The organism is Ruegeria sp. CDSB013 (assembly GCF_059611165.1).
The window spans coordinates 345,943-366,030 of sequence record NZ_JBXWPA010000001.1 but is presented as its reverse complement, the minus strand read 5'-3'; the positions used below and the strand labels follow the sequence as shown (position 1 = coordinate 366,030).

The window sequence follows — 20,088 nt, the reverse complement described above, 5'->3', positions numbered from 1 at the left end:
TTCAGTGAATATGGTGAGGAGCGCTATGGACGGCGACAACATTGGACGTTTGGTATATCTGGCCGTGCTTGGTACGGCCGTTGTGGCGTGGTTTGTCGCGCAAAACCGCCAGTCTTTGAACAAAACGCTGCAACAGGCTTTGGCGTGGGTCTTTATCTTTATCGGTGTCATTGCCGTTGTCGGCCTGTGGGAAGACATCCGCACCACTGTTGGCCCTGCCCCGCAAATGAATGTCACCGGTCAGACCATAGAGGTTCCGCGCGCCTCCGACGGACACTATTATCTGCCCATTGATGTGAACGGAGAACCGATCACCTTTCTGGTGGACACTGGCGCAAGCCAGATTGTTCTAAGCTCGCGGGATGCCGAACGTGTTGGGATTGATCCCGATCAGTTGAATTATTTCGGCCGGGCAAATACGGCCAATGGCGTTGTGCGTACCGCGCCGGTGCGCCTGGACACGCTGGCATTGGGGCCGATCACGGACCAGAATATCTCGGCCTGGGTAAACGAAGGGGAATTGGACAAATCCTTGCTGGGTATGGATTACCTGCATCGGTTCTCGAATATCCAGTTCGCCAATGGCCGCCTGCTTTTGTCGCGTTAAGACGTCCGTTGTCGCAATTCCACAATTGAGAACAAAACAAGAACATGCTAACCTGACAGCATGTCTACACATCTTCTTGGCCGCAAACCCGCACGTGAGGTGCCGGGGATAGATCTTCATCCGCAGATCAGACTGCAACTGGCCCGCGTGCACGAGGCTTGCGGCCCCGCCCGGCGCAGCTTTGCCATGTGGCTGGCGGGGCAGATGCAGGGGCCGGTGCTGTGGATCGCGCCCGCATGGGAGCCCGGCCAGCTTAATCCCGATGGCATGATGGCCTTTGCCGACCCCGCCCGGTTCATCTTTGTGCGCCCGACCCGGTCCGAAGACCTGCTGTGGTGCGTAGAAGAGGCGCTGCGCAGCGCGGCCATGCCTCTGGTTGTCGGTGATCTGCCGGGCGCGCCGGGGCTGACGCCAGTGCGGCGCATGCATCTGGCCGCAGAACAGGGTGGTGCGATGGGGCGGGCTCCGCTTGGGATGCTGCTGACCCCTGGTGACGGTGGTGCACAGGGGGTAGAGACGCGCTGGCACATGGCCGCAAACCATCAGGCAGAGGCCCGGCGCTGGACCCTAACCCGCCGCCGCGCCCGCGCCCTGCCCCCGGTCAGCTGGCATGCCACGCAGACCAAACCGCGAGCCGGTTTGCACCTGCAACAGATCGCCACAGAAGACACACCCGTGTGATCACGCCCCCCTCACGGGGTTTGTGACTGGCCAAAGCAAGGGCCGAGCCCTAGCGTTTCAGGATGAGCCACGCGATCCACGATAGCCGATACTCCTGGCTGCGACTTGCGATCACTTTGATCATCGCAACCGTGGCCAATGTGGGAATGTGGGCCGTCATCGTTGTGATGCCCGCCATCGAAACCCAATTCAACGCCGGACGTGCCGAGGCCGCGATGCCTTACACATTGGCCATGATCGGATTCGCCCTTGGCAATTTTTGGATGGGGCAGTTGGTGGATCGGCTGGGCGTGACCAAGGCCCTGATCGGGGCCGCAATCCTCAGCGCCACCAGCTATCTGCTGGCGACACTGGCGCCCAATATTGTGATGTTGTCCGTCGCACATCTTCTATTGGGCCTCGGGGCATCCATCGGCTTTGGACCATTGATCGCTGACATCTCGCACTGGTTCATGAAACGCCGCGGGATCGCCGTGGGTCTGGTGGCAAGCGGAAACTATCTGTCCGGGGCCATCTGGCCGACCTTGCTGTCCGGCATACTCACACGCGATGGCTGGCAACAGGTCTACCTGACGCTGGCTGTCATAACGTTGCTGGTCGTTATCCCCCTGTCCCTACTGTTGCGTCGACAGGTCCCGGCCGAGGCGCACAGCACCGCAGCATCTGCCGCACAAATCAAGGCGCGCAGCGTTGGTATTTCCCCCCGGGCACTTCAATACATCCTCGGTCTGGCCGGTATTTCGTGCTGTGTCGCGATGTCGATGCCTCAGGTGCATATCGTGTCCTATTGCGTCGGGCTGGGTTACGGACCCACAGTCGGCGCCGAGATGTTGTCCCTGATGCTGTTCGGAGGTGTGATCAGCCGAGTAATATCAGGCATGGCCGCCGATCAACTTGGCGGCGTTCTGACGGTTCTGATCGGCTCGGTTCTTCAATGCCTCGCACTGTTCCTGTTCTTGCCTTATGACGGGATGGTCTCACTCTACCTGATCAGCCTGCTTTTTGGCCTGTCACAAGGCGGCATCGTTCCCGGCTATGCCCTTATCGTGCGCGAATATATGCCCCCGCGAGAGGCCGGCGCGCGCGTGGGGTTTGTCATGATGATGACGATCATGGGCATGGCGCTGGGGGGATGGATGTCCGGCTGGATTTATGACGTTACCGGCAATTACCAACTGGCTTTCGTAAACGGCATTCTATGGAACGGCCTGAACATCGGAATTCTGCTGTTTCTGCTCAGCCGCTCGCGCGCCCACAGACAAGAGGTTTTGGCATGAGATCATTGACGCGGCGCTTTCTGATTGCGGGTCTGGCGAGCCTTCCGTTGGCACGGCCAACTCATGCTGCGTTGGTCCAATATGAATTGTCTCGAGCCGGAACGTCCGTCGGATTTTCCTTCATGCTTTCGGGGGTTGCGCAGTCAGGCACGATGCCGATCCAATCAGCAGATATTCGGGTCGACACGGATCAGTTACAAAACAGCCGTGTCACCGTCGTACTGAATGTAGCCGCGGCGCGCACCCGCTTGCCCTTTGCCCGCGGCCCGATGCTAAGCAAAAGCGTTCTGAACGCGCAGGAATTTCCGACCATAACGTTCAAATCCACCCGAATTCAGCTTGGCCCAACAGGCCGCATTTCCGAAGGCGCAACTATCACCGGAGACCTGACGGTGCGGGGGGTCACGCGCCCGGTGACCCTGCAAGCCAATCTGTACCGTCAACCCGGATCCGAGGCTGATGATCTGAACGCATTGTCAATTCGACTGTCGGGCGCGTTGAACCGTCACGAATTCGGCGCCTCTGGTTATCCCGATCTGGTCGCCGAGACCGTGTCTTTGAACATCCGGGCCGAGTTGACCCGCAAGGCCTGACACCCAAAGGACAAAAAACGACGCGCAGAGGTCGAATTATCACGCGCAACGCTCGCTGATGGGGTAATGCTGGGCGCACTATGCGCACGATCATTTCTTTTGCCGCCCTGTTTCTTTCTGTCATTCTTCTGCAGCTCTCGACGGGCGGCGTTGGTCCTTTGGATGCGATATCCGGCATCACGCTTGGGTTCACGACCGGACAAATCGGTATGTTGGGTTCGGCCCATTTTGTTGGCTTCTTCATTGGCTGCTGGTGGTCCCCCCGCCTGATGGGCAGTGTCGGACATTCGCGCGCTTTTGCGGTCTGCACGGCCTTGGGTGCGATGGGTCTTATTGGGCATACGTTGACCGAAAACCCGTACATCTGGGCAGCCCTTCGAGTCGCATCCGGAACCTGTGTCGCCGGGGCCTATACGGTGATCGAAGCATGGCTGAACGCCAAGGTCACAAACGAAACGCGCGGCCGCGCCATGGGGACTTATCGCATCGCGGATATGGGCGCGTCTCTGTGCGCACAGTTGATCATCGCGGTTCTGCCGCCTGCATCATACGTGTCCTACAACTTGCTGGCGATTCTGTGCTGCGCGTCCCTTTTGCCGCTGACGTTGACACGGGCCAGTCAGCCGAAAACACCCGACGCCCCTCGGCTAAAGCCCAAACTGGCCTGGCGCAGCTCGCCTCTGGCTGTTGCAGGGGTGATCGTTGCGGCGCTCAGCTCTGCGTCGTTTCGGATGGTTGGTCCGGTTTACGGTCAGGAAGTTGGGCTGGACGTGGACCAAATCGCATTCTTCCTGGCGTCATTCGTATTGGGCGGCGCACTGGCGCAGTACCCAGTGGGCTGGCTGGCCGACAAATATGACAGGCGCTGGGTGTTGATCTGGCTGTCCGTTGCTGCGGTCGTCAGCAGCGGAGTCACAATGGCGGCCAGCGGAACAGGAACGGTAGGCGTCATGCTAGCCGCTGTTTTCTTTGGCCTGACAACCTTCCCGATCTTCTCAGTCTCTTCCGCCCATGCGAACGACTTTGCAACGGCAGAAGAACGGGTTGAGCTATCCGCGGCACTGATGTTCTGGTTCGCTTTGGGTGCGATAGCCTCGCCCTATATTTCATCGACACTGATTCAGCAGTTCGGACCCGGAGCGCTATTTGCATTTGTGGCCATCGGCCATGTTTTCCTGATCATCTTTGGCCTGGCCCGAATGCGCTCACGCCCGACGCCCGAAGAGCGGACAAACTATGTCTACGCGCCACGCACATCTTTCACGATTGGTCGTCTGCTGAAACGGTCGCGTGAAAGGCAATAAGAAAGGGCCGGGAAAACCCCGGCCCCTTTCGATTAGTGTTCAGTCCGCGATTCTTCTTCGATCACGCCGCCCTCTTCGGCAGGTTCGACCGTTGATTCAAGCGCACCGTTGACGACACCGCCGACACCGTTTTCCATCGACAAGCCAAGCTCTTCACCCAGCTTCTTGAGCGCCGGCATCTGCACCGCCATTCCCATGATCGAGTCCAGCGCCTGATTGACGACCGGCTTGTCACCGTTCGATGCGCCGCCGCCATTGGCGCCACCGATACCGCCGACCTGATGGATCTTGATCGAGTCGATCTTCTCAGCCGGTTTGACCATCTCCGCAATAATCGACGGCATGGTTTCAATGCGTGCCAGATCAACCTTCATGCGGATCTGATCCACTGACAGCACGTTGTCTGCTTCGACGATCGCACGCTTACCTTCGGCTTCGGCCAGCATGTCGTTCTTCTTGGCCTCAGCCCGAATGTTTAGAGCGTCCGCTTCGGCCTGTGCCTCTTCACGACGCGCTTCGGCGCGGTCAGCAGCGGCTTCTTTGTCAGCTTGCGCAGCCAGTCGGATCGCCGTCGCCTGACGTTCAGCTTCACGCGTGGCTTCAATCAGGGCGATCTGCTTGATACGCTCAGCCTCGGCAACCTTCTGCGCGGTCGCCACGGCTTCGGTCGCTTTGGTCGCCTCGGCACGGGCCAAATCAGCAGATGCACGCGCGCGGCTTTCCTCTTCGGATTTCTGCGCGATGATGATCTGACGCTCTTGCTCGGCCACTTCCAGTTCACGCTCTTTCGAGATCTCGGCCTCGCGGATTTTACGCTCACGCTCAATGTCCGCCGAACGGATCGCTTCTTCCCGCGCAATCCGGGCGCGTTCTGTTTCACGCACCGAGTCTTCGGTTCGCGCAGCGATCTCGGCCTCTTGCGCAACGCGCAGGGTTTCGACCTGTTGCGTCTGCTCGATGCGCGCCTGCTCTTCGTCCTTTTCGATCAACAGCTTCTGACGCTGAGCTTCCATCGCTGCACGACGTACCTCGACCTCGGCATCGGCATCAATCTGCGCGCGCTCTTTTTTCGAGGTCGCAATGACCTCGGCCAGCTTGCGCATACCCACAGCATTAAAGGCGTTGTTTTCGTCCAGAGCCTCAAACGGCGTCTGATCCAACGCGGTCAGCGAGACGGATTCCAGTGACAGTCCGTTCTTCAACAGATCCTCGGATACCGCATTCTGCACTTCTTGCACAAAGTCAGCGCGGTTTTCGTGCAGACCGTCCATCGTCATCTGGGCCGCAACAGCGCGCAGACCGTCGATCAATTTGCCTTCGATCATTTCCCGTAGCTGTTCGACGTCGAATGTACGGTCGCCAAGGGTTTGCGCAGCACGTGCGATGCCCTCTTCTGTCGCCATGACCGAGACGTAGAACTCGACGCCCACGTCCACGCGCATCCGGTCCTTGGTGATCAGAGCGGCCTCACCGCTGCGCTGAACCTCAAGGCGCAGGGTTTTCATGTTGACGGGGCTGACTTCGTGCAGCAACGGCACGACGATGACGCCACCATCCATGATGACTTTCTTACCGCCAGCACCGGTTTTCACCAGGCTGATCTCTCGGGTCGCGCGGCGGTAAAGACGGCCAAGCACAAGGCCGATAAACAAAACTACTGCCAGAATGGTCACAACTGTGACGGCTAGGAATGTAAGTTCCATGCAAAATCCTCCGTGATGGGGTTAGAAATTTTGGTTATTCAGACATGCCGACCAGAACGAACCGGTCGCGCCGTCGGTCGCGCAGCACCAGCACATCGGTGCCTTGCTTCAGCGCGTCTTTGTCCTGCAGCGGCTCAGCGCGCAGGTAGTGGGCGTTGCCAAAGCGGTCCATGACACGCACCTCAGCCGGGCGTCCGCGCGAAGCGGTGCCTTGTGTGATTACGCCCCGGCGGCGAGCAAGCATCCGTTCGGACATTGCCTCGGTCTCGGTTTTGGGCAGCAAGCGGGCAAAGACCCCGCCAAAGCCACGTGCAAACCAAAGACCAAAGGCACCGGCAGGGATCGCGGCCATCCAGGCAGGCAGGTCGAAGCCAAGCAGATCGCGCAACGCCAACTGCAGGCCCATACCGGACAGGCCAAAACCCGCCAGCAGAACGACCAGCCAGATCATGAACGGCACTTTGCCGATCCCAAGCCAGGCCAAGGGTCCCGTAGGGGCCGCGCCAGGCGCGTCCGCTTCGACCTCGGCCAGCTCAAAGTCACCTAGGTCGACATCGGCATCGATATCCAGATCGAAATCACCAACATCGAGATCCGGGGCGTCAACAACGTCCAGATCAACCTCGCCCTCACCCGCCATAAGGCTTCCACCCAGGACCAATGCGATCAGTTCCAGCACAAGCAGGCCGAACAGAAGCGCAAGCGCCAAAGTGAAGGGTACAAATGCACCCTCGAGCAGAAAGTCGAACATCAGTTGTTTGCCCTCGTTATTGTATACTGTGGTATACAATATAGATGGGAACTCATTGTGAAAATTCAAGAGTTTGTGATTCTAATTTACAACTCTGGGGTATTGCATGCGATGACGGCGACGCAATCCAAGGCTGCAACTCAGTCCGATTTTCCCGGCGACCCGTGCCTAAAATGACGTCCGAACCAAAGCCGGGGTTTTGCTGGCCGGTAACATAATGTAGACGGGCGCGCAGACAGTTACGCGGAAACGGAACATGGCTCGAATTCTCATCACCTCAGCGATCCCTTACATCAACGGGATCAAGCACCTCGGTAACCTGATCGGCTCGCAATTGCCGGCTGATCTGTACGCGCGCTACCTGCGTGGCCGGGGGAACGAGGTCATGTTCCTGTGCGCCACCGACGAACACGGCACACCCGCCGAGCTGGCCGCCGCGAAAGCGGGCAAGCCAGTGGCTGAATACTGCGCAGATATGTACGAGGTTCAGGCCGACATCGCCAAGCGTTTTGGTATGAGCTTTGATCATTTTGGCCGCTCGTCCAGCGAGCAGAACAAGACGCTGACCCAGCATTTCGCCGGGAAGCTGGACGATGCAGGGCTGATCCGCGAAGTCAGCGAAAAACAGGTCTATTCCAACGCCGATGGCCGCTTTCTTCCTGACCGCTATATCGAAGGCACCTGCCCCAATTGCGGATATGAGCGCGCGCGGGGCGACCAGTGTGAAAACTGTACCAAACAGTTGGATCCGACCGATTTGATCGAGCCGCGTTCAGCCATTTCCGGTTCAACTGATCTGGAAGTGCGCGAGACCAAACACCTGTATCTGCGTCAATCAGCGATGAAGGACCAATTGGATGCATGGATCGACAGCAAGAACGATTGGCCAATCCTGACAACCTCGATTGCTAAGAAATGGCTGCATGACGGCGACGGTCTTCAGGATCGCGGCATCACCCGCGATCTGGAATGGGGTGTACCGGTCAAGAAGGGCGATCAGGACTGGCCCGGCATGGAGGGCAAAGTCTTCTACGTCTGGTTCGACGCGCCGATCGAATACATCGCCTGCGCGAAGGAATGGGCGAATGCCAACGGCAGGACCGAGGCCGACTGGGAGCGCTGGTGGCGCACCGACAATGGGGCGGATGATGTCCGTTATGTCCAGTTCATGGGCAAGGACAATGTGCCTTTCCACACCCTTTCCTTCCCGGCGACAATTTTGGGCACCAATACGTACAACGAAGAATCTGGGTCATCTGAACGTTGGAAGCTTGTCGACTACATCAAGTCGTTCAATTACCTGAACTACGATGGTGGTCAGTTCTCGACCAGCCAGGGCCGTGGTGTGTTCATGGATCAGGCGCTGGAAATCCTGCCAGCCGATTATTGGCGCTGGTGGCTGCTGAGCCATGCACCAGAAAGCAGCGACAGCGAATTCACATGGGAGAACTTCCAACAGTCGGTGAACAAGGACCTGGCGGATGTTCTGGGTAACTTTGTCAGCCGCATCACCAAGTTCTGCCGTTCGAAGTTTGGTGAGGCAGTTCCTGAAGGCGGCGCTTATGGCGACCGCGAACACGCGTTGATTGATGAACTGACCAAACGCGTCCACGCCTATGAAACGCATATGGAGGCGATGGAGGTTCGCAAATCCGCGCAGGAACTGCGTGCGATCTGGGTTGCGGGCAACGAATACCTGCAAGCTGCTGCCCCGTGGTCGACCTTCAAGGAAGACCCTGAACAGGCCGCCGCTCAGGTACGTCTGGGCGTGAACCTGATCCGCCTCTACGCCGTACTCAGCGCACCGTTCATCCCTGAAGCCTCGGCCAAGATGCTGAGCGCAATGAACACATTGGACACCAGTTGGCCTGACGATGTCGCAGCTGCGCTGGACGCCCTGCCCGCTGGTCACGCGTTCACCGTACCGGATGTACTGTTCGCCAAGATCACCGACGAACAGCGCGAAGAATGGCAATCCAGGTTCGCTGGACAGCGCGACTGATGTTTTGGATCACAACACCATAGTTACGGAGGCCATTTGGCCTCCGTTTTCATTTGAAATGGGGCAAAAACCGGGATTGGGCGCCAAAACTCCATAGGATCTTGGCGTAAGTCCGCCTGAAACCGGAATAATTTCCGGGCACACCACCCAGCTGACGCATTCAAGAAGCTTGAGATAAAGTTCCAAAACGGCCATCCTGCCAAGAAATCAGCACGACTCGTCGAGGCAACAGAGCTGCCCCGGCGCAATATCCTTAGGTCTAATGAGGCGCCCGCCATGTCCCTTGCATTAAAGAATTCATTTTTTCGACACAGAGGTCCGGTCTTGGCCATCGCGGCACTGACCAGTTTGGGCGCCTCGTTCACGGCGCTGGCCCAGGATCAAAGCGACGCGCCGCCGCCGAAAGTGTCTATTGCAGCGGCCTATACTGAAGAAATTACCGATGAGGCCGTGTTCATCGGGCGCGCCGAGGCCATTAACAAGGTGGATATTGTCGCCCGCGTGAACGGCTTTCTTGAAACTCAGGATGTGGAAGACGGTGCGCTTGTCAAAAAAGACGACCTGTTGTTCACCATCGAACCCGATCTTTATGAGGCGACCCTGGAGGCCCGGAAAGCCGATCTGGACCGGGCCGAGGCCAATCTGGAGCTTGCCAAGGTCGATCTGGCCCGAAAGGAAGAGCTGTACAAACGCGATGCCACCCCGGAGTCCGAGCGTGACATCGCCCGCGCCAATGAACTGGTCGCCGAGGCCGAGGTCAAGGCCGCTCACGCTGCCATCCAACAAGCAGAGTTGGACCTGAGCTATACCGAAATCCACGCGCCGTTTGACGGGCGGATTGGGCGCGTAGAAACCAGCGTAGGTGACGTTGTCGGACCAACAAACCCCCCGCTCGTCAACCTGGTAAGCGAAGCCCCTATCTATGTAAATTTCTCGCTGAACGAAAAACAATTCACCTCGGTCCTCGAACAGGTTGGAGAGAGCGCAGCTTCACTGGCTGAAAGCAACAAAAGCCCGAATGTGCACCTCACCTTGCCCAACGGAACCAAGCTGGACGAAACAGGCGAGATCGTTTTTGTAGATAACCGCATCGACCCGCTGACAGGCGCAATTACTATGCGTGCCGAGTTCCCCAACGCGGACCGGTTCATCATCGACGGACAATTTCTGAGCGTTCAGATCGAAGCACTGGAGCCCACCCTTCAGGTGCTGGTCCCTCAGGCCGCATTGCAACGCGATCAGCGCGGTGAGTTCGTGCTGGTGGTGAATGACAAGCAGATGGTCGAACAGCGCTATATCACAACTGGCGACGTGGTTGGGACCGCGATTATTGTGACAGATGGTCTGCGCGAAGGTGAAAGCGTGATCGTTGAGGGCCTGCAGCGGGTTCGCCCGGGCGTTGCGGTGGATGCCGTCGTCGCCTCTGAACAGCCGGGAGAATAACGGATGTTCTCAGCCCTGTTCATTAGCCGGCCCAAGCTGGCGCTTGTTATTTCGCTTGTCCTGACGATCATGGGCGGCATCGGCTATTTGGTTCTGCCGGTCGCTCAGTTCCCGGACATTACGCCACCGGTGGTCAGCGTGACGACCACCTACACTGGCGCCAACGCCGAAACCGTGGAAAACACCGTCGCCGCCCCGATCGAGGCGCAGGTCAACGGTGTAGACGACATGATCTACATGACGTCGACTTCGGCAGACAACGGATCCTATTCGCTGAACGTCACATTCGAAGTAGGCACTGACCCGGATATCGCCTCAGTCAACGTGCAGAACCGAGTGGCTCAGGCCATGTCATCCCTGCCCTCCGAGGTAACCTCGTCAGGTGTGGTCACACAAAAAGCATCCACCAACATGCTGTTGCTGGTGACGCTGACCTCACCGAATGAGACGTATGACAGTGTCTTTCTATCAAACTATGCTTCGATCAACCTGAAGGACGCGCTGGCGCGTGTTCAGGGTGTGGGTAAAGCCGACGTTCTGACCAATCTTGAATACGCCATGCGGATCTGGATGGACCCGGATCAGATGGCTGCTTTGTCCATCACACCCGGTGACGTGATCAATGCAATTCGGGAACAAAACGTCGAAGTTTCGGCCGGTTCTATCGGCGCTCCTCCGGTCCCGGAAGGGCAGACCTTTCAATACACGATCAAAACCAAGGGCCGCCTAACCTCGGCCGCAGAGTTCGGCGACATTGTCATCCGGACTGGGGATGCCGGTTCAATCGTACGGGTCAAGGACATCGCGCGGGTCGAGCTGGGCGCGGAGTACTATGCGGCCTCGGGCTATTTTGACAGTGTCCCGGCGACGGTAATCGGTATCTACCAGGCCCCTGGCGCGAACGCGCTGGCCGTGTCGGACCGAGTAGAGGCCGAGCTTGAGCGGTTGTCACGTACCTTCCCGACGGATGTGGAATACGCTGTTCCATTCAACACGACGGACTTTGTAAATCAGTCGCTGAATGACGTGGTCACGACCCTGATCTTGACCTTCATCCTTGTGATTTCGGTGGTGTTTGTTTTCCTTGGAAGCTGGCGCGCGACGATCATTCCAGCGGTTGCGATCCCCGTCTCGTTGATCGGGACCTTTGCGTTCCTGCTGCTGTTTGGCATGTCGCTGAACACGATCTCATTGTTCGCTTTGGTGCTGGCCATCGGCATCGTGGTTGATGACGCGATTGTTGTGGTTGAAAACGTCGAACGGATTATCGCAGACGAAGGCCTTCCCCCTGCCGAGGCGACGCGCAAAGCCATGGGGCAGATCACCGGTCCGGTGATTGCGACAACGCTGGTTCTGTTGGCGGTGTTCGTACCCGTCACCTTTATGCCCGGCATCTCGGGGCGGCTTTATTCGCAGTTCGCTGTGACGATCTCGACCGCTGTTGTGATCTCGTCGATCAACGCGTTGACGCTGTCGCCTGCGTTGTGCGGGTTGGTGTTGAAGGCGCGATCCGGCCCACCCAAAGGGCTGTTGGCAGTGTTCGAGAACTTCATCGGTGGTGTTCGCAGTGGCTATGTCGCCATAGTCCGGAAACTACTGATCCTGCCTATCGTTGGTCTGGGCATCATCGTGGCGCTGGCCATGGGTACGGGCACAATCATGTCCAACACCTCAAGCGGCTTCCTTCCACTTGAAGACAACGGATATCTGTTCGTGGATGTGCAACTGCCAGACGCTGCGACGTTGGAACGGACCGAAGCGGTCACTGCACGTGTCGACACACAGATCCAACAGATCCCCGGCGTCGCAAGCACAGTTCTGATCAACGGCTTCTCGATCCTGAACGGCACAACGACAAACGGCGCCGCGATCTTTGTGAACCTCGACAACTGGGATGAACGGAAAGAGGATGACCTGAGCGCTGACGCGATCCTGCAGAAAGTACTGGCGATAGCCTATGGTGAATCCGCTGCATCGATCATCGCGTTCAACCCACCACCCATTCAAGGCTTGGGCAACTCGGCTGGCGTCGAGATGGAGGTGCAGCAGACCGGAGGCGGTACGCCTCAGGATCTGGCCTCGGCGGTTGGGTCGTTCGTCTATGCGGCTAACCAACGTCCTGAAATCGGTCAGGCCTATACCACTTTCCGGGCCAACGTTCCTCAGTTGTTCGTGGATCTGGACCGCGAAAAGGCCAAGACGCTACAAGTGTCCGTGGCCGAGGTGTTCCAGACGATGCAGGCGCAGTTGGGGTCATACTATGTGAACGACTTCAACCTGTTCGGGCGTGTGTATCGCGTGATGATCCAGGCCGACGGTTCATATCGTGATAATGTCGACGATATCGCGAACCTGTATGTGCGATCGACCAAGGGTGAGATGGTGCCGTTGGGTACGCTCATCGATGTCGAAAACGTACTGGGTCCGGTCTTGCTGAAACGTCACAACCTGTTCCGTTCGGCGACCGTAACGGCGGTTCCGGCCCCTGGGTTATCCACCGGTGACGCGATCAATGTCATGACCGAGGAATCCACGACTGCCCTGCCTCCGGGCTATGCCTTTGAATGGACCGGTACTGCACAACAGCAATTGGCGACCGGTGGTCTGGTGGTCGTCATCCTCGGGCTGGCGATCCTGTTCGGCTACCTCTTCCTTGTGGGGCAATACGAGAGTTGGACCTTGCCCGTGTCGATCCTGCTATCGGTGATCGTCGCCTTGTTCGGGGCGGTGGCGGCCGTGGCCATCGTGGGCAGCGACATCAACCTCTATACGCAGATCGGGATGATCATGCTTGTGGGGCTGGCCTCAAAGAACGGCATTCTGATCGTTGAATTCGCGATGGAACAACGCGCCAAGGGGTTGTCGGTCAAAGACGCCGCAGCCGAGGCCGCTTATCAGCGTTTCCGTGCGGTAATGATGACGGCCCTGTCCTTCCTGTTGGGTGTTGTGCCGCTTCTGGCGGCCAGCGGCGCGGGTGCCGCCAGTCAGAAGGCCATCGGTGTCGCCGTGTTCGGCGGGATGCTGGCAGCCACTTTGGTCGGCGTGATCCTAGTGCCGGTCCTATACGCCTTGCTGCAAGGGATGCGGGAATGGATCAAGGGAACCAAGGATGATCCGGGCTCATCAGAAGAGGCCGCGTGATCCAAAACAAAAGCCCCGCCAAACTGGCGGGGCTTTTACTTTTTTGGTCAGGCGTTCACTGCGACGGGTTCGGTTTTGCGATCCATCCAGCCTTGAATGCCGGCGATCTGCTCGGCACTTAACCGCAGACCCATCTTGTTTCGGCGCCAAACAACATCTTCGGCCGTGCGCGCATATTCTTTGTCCATCAGCCACGCCAATTCCCGTGCGGTTAGCGTCGCGCCGAAGTCCTCGCCCAGATCCGATGCGGACTTGGCATCGCCCAAAATTGTCTTGGCCTCAGTGCCATAGGCGCGAACCAGACGTTGCGCCCAGACACGGTCCAGAAACGGGTAGTCGGCCAACAGTGCCTCGACCAAATCCGGTACGCCACCAACTGGAAAATCGCCGCCCGGAAGCGAAACGCCCGCAGTCCAGGGGCCGGGAAGATCCGGGAAATGCTCTGACACTTTGTCCAGCGCGCTTTCGGCAAGACGCCGATAGGTGGTGATCTTGCCGCCAAAGACATTCAGCACTGGCGCCCCACCCTGCGCGTCAACTTTTAGTGTATAATCCCGCGTTGCCGCGGTGGCGCTGCTGGCCCCGTCGTCATACAGCGGACGCACACCGGAATAGGTCCACACGATGTCATCGCGCGTAACCGGTTTTTGGAAATACTTCGAGGCAAACGCGCACAGATAGTCCTGCTCTGTCTCCGTACAGGTCGGGGGCTCTGCTGGGTCTGGGTGATCCTGATCCGTTGTGCCGATCAGCGTAAAATCGCGCTCATACGGAATGGAGAAAATGATGCGCCCGTCTTCACCTTGGAAGAAATAGCACTTGTCGTGATCATAAAGCTTAGGCGTCACGATATGGCTGCCGCGCACCAATCGCACACCTTCACGAGAGTTGATGTGGATCTTGGTCTGGATGATGTCCCCAACCCAAGGTCCACCTGCGTTGATTAGCATTTTAGCCTGCACCGTCTGCGTGTCGCCGCTCTGCATATCGCGGATGGCAATTTCCCACAGATCATCGACGCGTTTGGCCGCCAGAACTTCGGTCCGCACCAGAATATTCGCCCCACGTGCCTCGGCATCGCGGGCATTCAGCACAACCAGCCGTGAATCCTCAATCCAACAATCGGAATACTCGTAGGCTGTGTGAAACTTGTCCTGCAGCGGCCTGCCTTCCGGCGCGCTTTGCAAATCCAGTGAGCTTGTCCCCGGCAGGATTTTGCGCCCCCCAAGATAGTCATACATAAACAGGCCCAGACGGATCAGCCACGCCGGGCGCCGGCCCTTCATCCATGGCATTACTGTGCTGAGAAGTCGCGAGGTCGGCGTTTCAGAATCGAACCGCATATCCTTGTGATACGGCAACACGAACCGCATCGGCCAGCTGATATGCGGCATTGCCCGCAGCAGGGTTTCACGCTCGATCAACGCCTCGCGCACCAGACGGAATTCGAAATACTCCAGATACCGCAAGCCGCCATGAAACAGCTTGGTCGAGGCCGATGACGTCGCCGAAGCAAGATCGTTCATCTCGGCCAATGTCACGGACAATCCGCGCCCGGCCGCATCGCGCGCTATTCCGCACCCGTTAATCCCACCACCAATGATGAAAAGGTCCGTGACCTTGTCCGTGTGCCGTTCCATGTCCGGATGATTCTCTTTGTTTGAAAAACCGGGCTCATTAACCCGATGAACGCGCGTTTCGTCAACGTTTACTTTCGTTTATTTTCGTTTTATCACCACAAATCGAAGTGTTTCAAAAGTGTGGTCAATCAGATCTCTTGGAAACTCTTCGAAATTAGAACAAAAACGAACACACACCGTTTCGGAGCCGACCATGTCCCTTTCCTTTCGTCAGTCAGACATTCTGAACATCGCCAGACAGGATGGCCGTGTGATGGTGGATGACCTGGCCGCTCAGTTCGGGGTCACGGTTCAGACCATTCGCCGCGACCTGTCTGAGCTGGCGGATCTGGGAAAACTGGACCGGGTTCATGGCGGGGCCGTCATTCGCTCTGGCGTTTCCAATATTGGCTATGAGGATCGCCGGGCCCTGAACGATGAGGCCAAGGCGCACATTGCGTCGGCCTGCGCCCTAGACATCCCAGACGGCGCGTCGGTTTTCATGAATATCGGGACCTCGACCGAGGCGGTTGCGCGCCAATTGGTGAACCACAAGAACCTGATGGTCGTCACAAACAACATGAATGTCGCCAATATTCTGGCCGAGAACGCCGATTGCGAAATCGTTGTTGCAGGCGGTGTCCTGCGCAGATCAGATGGCGGGTTGGTGGGTAATCTGACAGTCGCGACCATCCGGCACTTCAAATTTGACTATGCGGTCATCGGCTGCTCGGCACTTGATGCCGATGGCGACCTATTGGATTTTGATTTTCAAGAGGTCCAGGTCAGCCAAACGATTCTGGCCCAGACACGGCGCACCTTTCTTGTGGCCGATCATTCAAAGTTTCAGCGTGCAGCCCCCGCGCGTATCACTTCATTGGCTGAGATCGACACGTTCTACACGGACCGGCCTCTGACGGACCGCCTAAGCAAGAGGTGTCAGGGGTGGAATACCGATCTGCGCGTGTGCCGATAACCCCCTAAGTAGTTCTCCTAAAAGGTGAACTGGGTAAGAGTTTTCTTGCCAGGCCTCCCAGTGCCTGACAGTATCGCGATATTGCGGTCGTTGCACGGAAGGGGAGAACCGGGCCATGATAGCGCTTTTATTTGCGTTACTTACAGCCACCATGGGGCTGAATTATTTTCGACAAACAACGGCAGCCAACGCGCTGTTTTTCTTCACGCTGGCGTTGAGTGTGTACTGGCTGAAATTCCACGCCACCAGCCAATTGACCATCCAGTTGTAGGGGGCGGTGATGACACCAGAACTGTCCCGAACCCTGAACGCCATAGGCATGCTGGCCGTCAGTCTGGTGCTGCTTTTGGCCTTTGTTTACCAACTGACGCTTTACGAACTGCCCTGCCCGCTTTGCCTGCTGCAGCGCGTTGGCTTTGTCGCCGTGGGCGTTGGGCTGGGGTTGAACCTGCTATACGGCGCGCGGCCGCAGCACTATGCGTTGATGTTAATCGCAGCGCTTTATGGCGGCAGCGTATCGGTGCGCCAGATCCTTCTGCATATCGTTCCCGGCACGGGTCATTACGGCTCGCCCGTGTTAGGGCTGCACTACTATACGTGGGCGGCCATTTGCTTTTTCCTGATCCTGTTGGGCACCGCGGTTATGCTGCTGTTTGATCGCCAATACGCTGACGACACTTCGGATCAGCCGCGGTTTGGCGGAAGCACACTGGCCAAAACAGCCTTTTTTGTCATGTTCGGTCTGGCGGTTCTGAATGCCGGTTCGACACTGCTTGAATGTGGTCCTGGCATTTGCGCCGACCCACCAACCAGCTACAAAGTGATTGACGAACTGGGCACCAACAACTGAGGATGGGGAAACCTTCCCGAACGGAGGCACGAAGATGGGGCTACTTGGGCAGCCGCTTGGCTACTATGACTACCTGACATTTGTTGCGTTGATCTTGCTGCTGGCCGCCGTCATGGCGCTGTTTCTATTCGTGATGGGACTACCGGGCCGCATCGCAATTAAACGCAACCACCCTCATGCCGAGGCGATAAAGATCATGGGATGGATGGGGTTTCTCGCCATCGTACCCTGGGTCCATGCCTTCATCTGGGCGTTCCACGATGGAACGGTGGTCGATATCCGCCGTATGCCCGATGATGAGCGTGAGGCGGTTCGCAAAGAAATCAAGCGCTTGGGTGGTGAGTTGACGGAAGAATACCGTGACCCGCTGGATCCGGAAGAGACGCAAAAGAGCTAAGGCCAAAGGAAACTACAAAATATGTTTGTCGCCCTAGGCATTACGCTGTTCTACATCATTTTCGTCTGGCTTATCTTCTTCAAGTTCCAGTGGCTGAAATTCAATATAATGTGGGGCATCGTATCCTTCTGGGTCGGTGCACACCTGCTGTTGATCTTTCTTGTCGCTCTTCGGTTCTTTCAGCCGTTCTCTATCGACAGCCACGTGGTCCGCTCAACGATCCAGATCGTCCCACGGCTGACCGAACCGACGATATTGACTGAGGTACTGGTCGAGCCAAATACCGAAGTCACAAAGGGCGATCCCCTGTATCGGTTCGACGACACTGTTTTCGCGCTTGAGGTTGAGGAAGCCACAGCGCAACTGGTCGCGGCCGAGCAGAACGCCAAGATCCTTGAACAGGACGTCATTGCCGCAGGGGAAGCCATTGAGCGTGCCAACGCTCAACTTGCCTACGCACAGACGCAGCAAGCCCGATACGAAAACCTCGTACCCGCTGGCGGTGCGCGTCAGGACGAGCTGGATCGCTGGAACGAACAGGTGACCGAGGATCAGGCACAGGTCAAAGAGGCCACGGCCAATCTGGAAAAGGCGCAACTGGCGCTGGATTCCCAGATTGACGGCGTGAACACCGGCATCCTTCAGGCGCAGGCGCAATTGGACAAAGCCCAGTACTTCCTGGACAACACAACAATCTACGCCCCCGAAGACGGGATGATCGTGTCTCAACAGGCGCGTCCCGGTCTGGTCGTCGGCGATATCCGTCTGGGCGCCATCGCCAGCTTTGTCACCAAGGACAATCCGTACATTCTGGCCACGTACCGACAGCAGAACCTGAAATTTGTCGAGGTCGGCCAACCCGTTGAAGTTGCTCTTGATCTGTATCCGGGTGAAATCCTGACCGGCAAGGTCGAGGCAATCTGGTGGGCAACCCGACAAGGTCAGTACTTGCCGTCTGGCCGCCTGCCGGGGTTTGAGCTGCCAAAACTGCCCGGACGCATTGCCGTGCAAATCTCGGTCGATATCCCGGACGGGCACACCTTCCCTGCCGGTGGTCACGCGGCCGTGGCGATTTATACCGGTCAGGGCAAAAGCTTTGAGTTCCTGCGACGGATCAACATTCGTCTCTATTCCTTCGCCAACTTCATTCGACCACTGGATATCTAAGGACGCATATGATGACCCGGGCCAGATTATACCGCCGACTGATGGGCACGGCCCTATGCGCCGCGCTGCTGGTCGGCTGCGCACCAGTTGGCCCGGATTTCGTGCGCCCGAACTCACCGATCGTCAAACAATGGATCGAGGTCAACACCCCAAGCGCAGGCCAAAGCGGCCTGACCTCGCGCAGTGCGCCTGTGGTGAAATGGTGGGAGACGTTCAACGACCCCACTCTGAACAAACTGATAGCCGAAGCCTATGCCCAGAACCTTGATCTGCAGGTTGCCGGTGCGCGCGTTCTGCAGGCACGCGCGCAGTTGGGCATCGCGTTCGGCGAGCTGTATCCGCAATCACAGGCCATTGGTGCCTCTATTGAACGCCGTCAGGTCAGCGATAACCTCGGGCCGATTTCCGATATCCGTCGGATCATCCCGCTGGATACCGAGTTTTCGACCTCGCAGGTCGGGTTTGATGCCCAATGGGAATTGGACGTCTGGGGCCAGCAACGCCGCGGTGTTCAGGCCGCCCGGTCCAATCTGGCTTTGCAAGTGGCCAACTATGACGACGCGCTTGTTACTCTGACCGGCGATGTTGCTGCCCTGTATGTCAACATCCGTGCCTTGCAGGAGTCGCTGGCCGTGGCGCGCGACAACATCAAACTGCAACAGGAATCCGCGGACCTGACCCAATTGCGGTTTAACAACGGCGTCACGACCGAACTGGACGTTCAGGAATCGCTGACCTTGTTGAACAACACCAAGGCTTTGGTCCCAGAGATTGAAAGTGATCTTCAACAAGCCAAGAACGCTTTGGCTGTGCTGCTGGGAACCACGCCATCCCGCATGACCAGCCTGCTGGGCAATTCCGGGCGCATACCGTCTGCGCGTTCGAACGTCTCCGTAGGTGTCCCTGCGGAGCTTCTACGTCGCCGTCCGGACGTACGCGCGGCCGAGTTGGCAGCGGCTACGCAATCGGCGCAGGTTGGGATCGCCTTGGCCGACCTATACCCTCAGTTCGTCCTGTCCGGTGCAATTGGTCTGCAGGCCTCCGGCGGGCAAGATCTGTTTTCAGCAGGCAGCAACACCGGGCTCGCGAATGCCGGTGTGGTCTGGAACGTGCTGAACTATGGCCGGATCAAAAACAACGTCCGCGCGCAGGATGCGGCCTATCAGGCGTTGATCGCCAATTACCAGAACACTGTCCTGACCGCCTATTCCGAGGTTGAAAGCGCCATGGTGGCCTATGCCCAATCTCGCAAGCAAGTTGGCTTCTATGAAAAAAGCGTCGCGGCTTCGCGCAAAGCGGCTGATATCGCCATCGACCAGTATCGGGACGGTATCGCAAGCTATTCGCGTATCCTGAACACCCAAACAGCCCTGTTGCGATCACAAGCCAATCTGATTCAGGCCCGCCAGCAGGTGTCCAGCAATCTGGTTGCGGTTTACAAGGGATTGGGTGGCGGCTGGCAGATCCGGCAGAACCAAGAATTCCTACCAGAAACCGTTCTGGCCGAAATGGCATATCGCACAGATTGGGGCGATCTTCTGGAGAAAACCCCAACCCGCGCCAGTCTGAACTGAGTG

17 protein-coding genes are annotated in these 20,088 nt (G+C 57.7%); 14 read left to right on the top strand and 3 right to left on the bottom strand.

Annotated elements, in window-relative coordinates; translation table 11 throughout:
• The first annotated feature begins 25 nt into the window (after positions 1-25).
• The 5 genes from AC2FJF_RS01840 (at position 26) to AC2FJF_RS01820 (ending at position 4,462) form a co-directional block, all read left to right on the top strand.
• Complete coding sequence (locus AC2FJF_RS01840) at positions 26-607, top strand: retropepsin-like aspartic protease family protein (RefSeq protein WP_496722418.1); 582 nt, start codon at positions 26-28, stop codon at positions 605-607.
• Positions 608-667: 60 nt separating this feature from the next.
• A complete protein-coding gene (locus AC2FJF_RS01835; protein WP_496720082.1) occupies positions 668-1,288 on the top strand; it encodes an ImuA family protein in 621 nt (206 codons plus the stop codon).
• A 62-nt stretch (positions 1,289-1,350) separates the two neighbouring features.
• The gene (locus AC2FJF_RS01830) at positions 1,351-2,565 is read left to right on the top strand and encodes an MFS transporter (protein ID WP_496722415.1); all 1,215 of its coding nucleotides are present in this window, start codon (positions 1,351-1,353) and stop codon (positions 2,563-2,565) included.
• A complete protein-coding gene (locus AC2FJF_RS01825; protein WP_496722413.1) occupies positions 2,562-3,158 on the top strand; it encodes a YceI family protein in 597 nt (198 codons plus the stop codon). Before AC2FJF_RS01830 ends, AC2FJF_RS01825 begins: the two co-directional genes overlap by 4 nt.
• Before the next feature lie 80 nt (positions 3,159-3,238).
• Entirely contained in the window at positions 3,239-4,462 is a 1,224-nt protein-coding gene (locus tag AC2FJF_RS01820) for an MFS transporter (RefSeq protein ID WP_496722411.1), read from the top strand.
• A gap of 32 nt (positions 4,463-4,494) precedes the next feature.
• Here the strand turns inward: AC2FJF_RS01820 and AC2FJF_RS01815 are convergent, their stop codons facing one another.
• Positions 4,495-6,165 carry a flotillin family protein gene (locus AC2FJF_RS01815; protein WP_496722409.1) on the bottom strand — a complete coding sequence of 557 codons (1,671 nt, stop codon included), beginning with the start codon at positions 6,163-6,165 and terminating at the stop codon, positions 4,495-4,497.
• Between the two features lie 34 nt (positions 6,166-6,199).
• The gene (locus tag AC2FJF_RS01810) at positions 6,200-6,916 is read right to left on the bottom strand and encodes an OB-fold-containig protein (protein WP_496722407.1); all 717 of its coding nucleotides are present in this window, start codon (positions 6,914-6,916) and stop codon (positions 6,200-6,202) included.
• 256 nt (positions 6,917-7,172) lie between these two features.
• Between AC2FJF_RS01810 and metG the strand changes: the two genes are divergently transcribed.
• The 3 genes from metG to AC2FJF_RS01795 all read left to right on the top strand — a co-directional run bounded on the left by metG (position 7,173) and on the right by AC2FJF_RS01795 (position 13,502).
• The gene (gene metG / locus AC2FJF_RS01805) at positions 7,173-8,918 is read left to right on the top strand and encodes a methionine--tRNA ligase (protein WP_496722405.1); all 1,746 of its coding nucleotides are present in this window, start codon (positions 7,173-7,175) and stop codon (positions 8,916-8,918) included.
• Between the two features lie 276 nt (positions 8,919-9,194).
• Positions 9,195-10,361, top strand: a complete 1,167-nt coding sequence (locus AC2FJF_RS01800) for an efflux RND transporter periplasmic adaptor subunit (RefSeq protein ID WP_496722403.1) — start codon at positions 9,195-9,197, stop codon at positions 10,359-10,361.
• 3 nt (positions 10,362-10,364) lie between these two features.
• Positions 10,365-13,502 (top strand): efflux RND transporter permease subunit, encoded by a 3,138-nt coding sequence (locus tag AC2FJF_RS01795; protein ID WP_496722400.1) that lies wholly within the window; start codon positions 10,365-10,367, stop codon positions 13,500-13,502.
• Positions 13,503-13,549: 47 nt separating this feature from the next.
• On the opposite strand, the gene glpD is transcribed toward AC2FJF_RS01795, so the two are convergent.
• Complete coding sequence (glpD, locus tag AC2FJF_RS01790; protein WP_496722398.1) at positions 13,550-15,142, bottom strand: glycerol-3-phosphate dehydrogenase; 1,593 nt, start codon at positions 15,140-15,142, stop codon at positions 13,550-13,552.
• 193 nt (positions 15,143-15,335) lie between these two features.
• Between glpD and AC2FJF_RS01785 the strand changes: the two genes are divergently transcribed.
• The 6 genes from AC2FJF_RS01785 (at position 15,336) to AC2FJF_RS01760 (ending at position 20,085) form a co-directional block, all read left to right on the top strand.
• Positions 15,336-16,097, top strand: a complete 762-nt coding sequence (locus tag AC2FJF_RS01785; RefSeq protein ID WP_496722397.1) for a DeoR/GlpR family DNA-binding transcription regulator — start codon at positions 15,336-15,338, stop codon at positions 16,095-16,097.
• Between the two features lie 115 nt (positions 16,098-16,212).
• Positions 16,213-16,368: a DUF5993 family protein gene (locus AC2FJF_RS01780; RefSeq protein ID WP_199528470.1), complete on the top strand. Its 156-nt coding sequence runs from the start codon at positions 16,213-16,215 to the stop codon at positions 16,366-16,368.
• A gap of 9 nt (positions 16,369-16,377) precedes the next feature.
• A complete protein-coding gene (locus AC2FJF_RS01775) occupies positions 16,378-16,947 on the top strand; it encodes a disulfide bond formation protein B (protein WP_496722395.1) in 570 nt (189 codons plus the stop codon).
• Positions 16,948-16,981: 34 nt separating this feature from the next.
• On the top strand, positions 16,982-17,344 hold the full coding sequence (locus AC2FJF_RS01770) for a DUF3302 domain-containing protein (protein ID WP_113788976.1): 363 nt from the start codon (positions 16,982-16,984) through the stop codon (positions 17,342-17,344).
• 21 nt (positions 17,345-17,365) lie between these two features.
• Positions 17,366-18,511 (top strand): HlyD family secretion protein, encoded by a 1,146-nt coding sequence (locus tag AC2FJF_RS01765; protein ID WP_058273814.1) that lies wholly within the window; start codon positions 17,366-17,368, stop codon positions 18,509-18,511.
• A gap of 11 nt (positions 18,512-18,522) precedes the next feature.
• Entirely contained in the window at positions 18,523-20,085 is a 1,563-nt protein-coding gene (locus tag AC2FJF_RS01760) for an efflux transporter outer membrane subunit (RefSeq protein ID WP_496722392.1), read from the top strand.
• Positions 20,086-20,088: the final 3 nt, after the last annotated feature.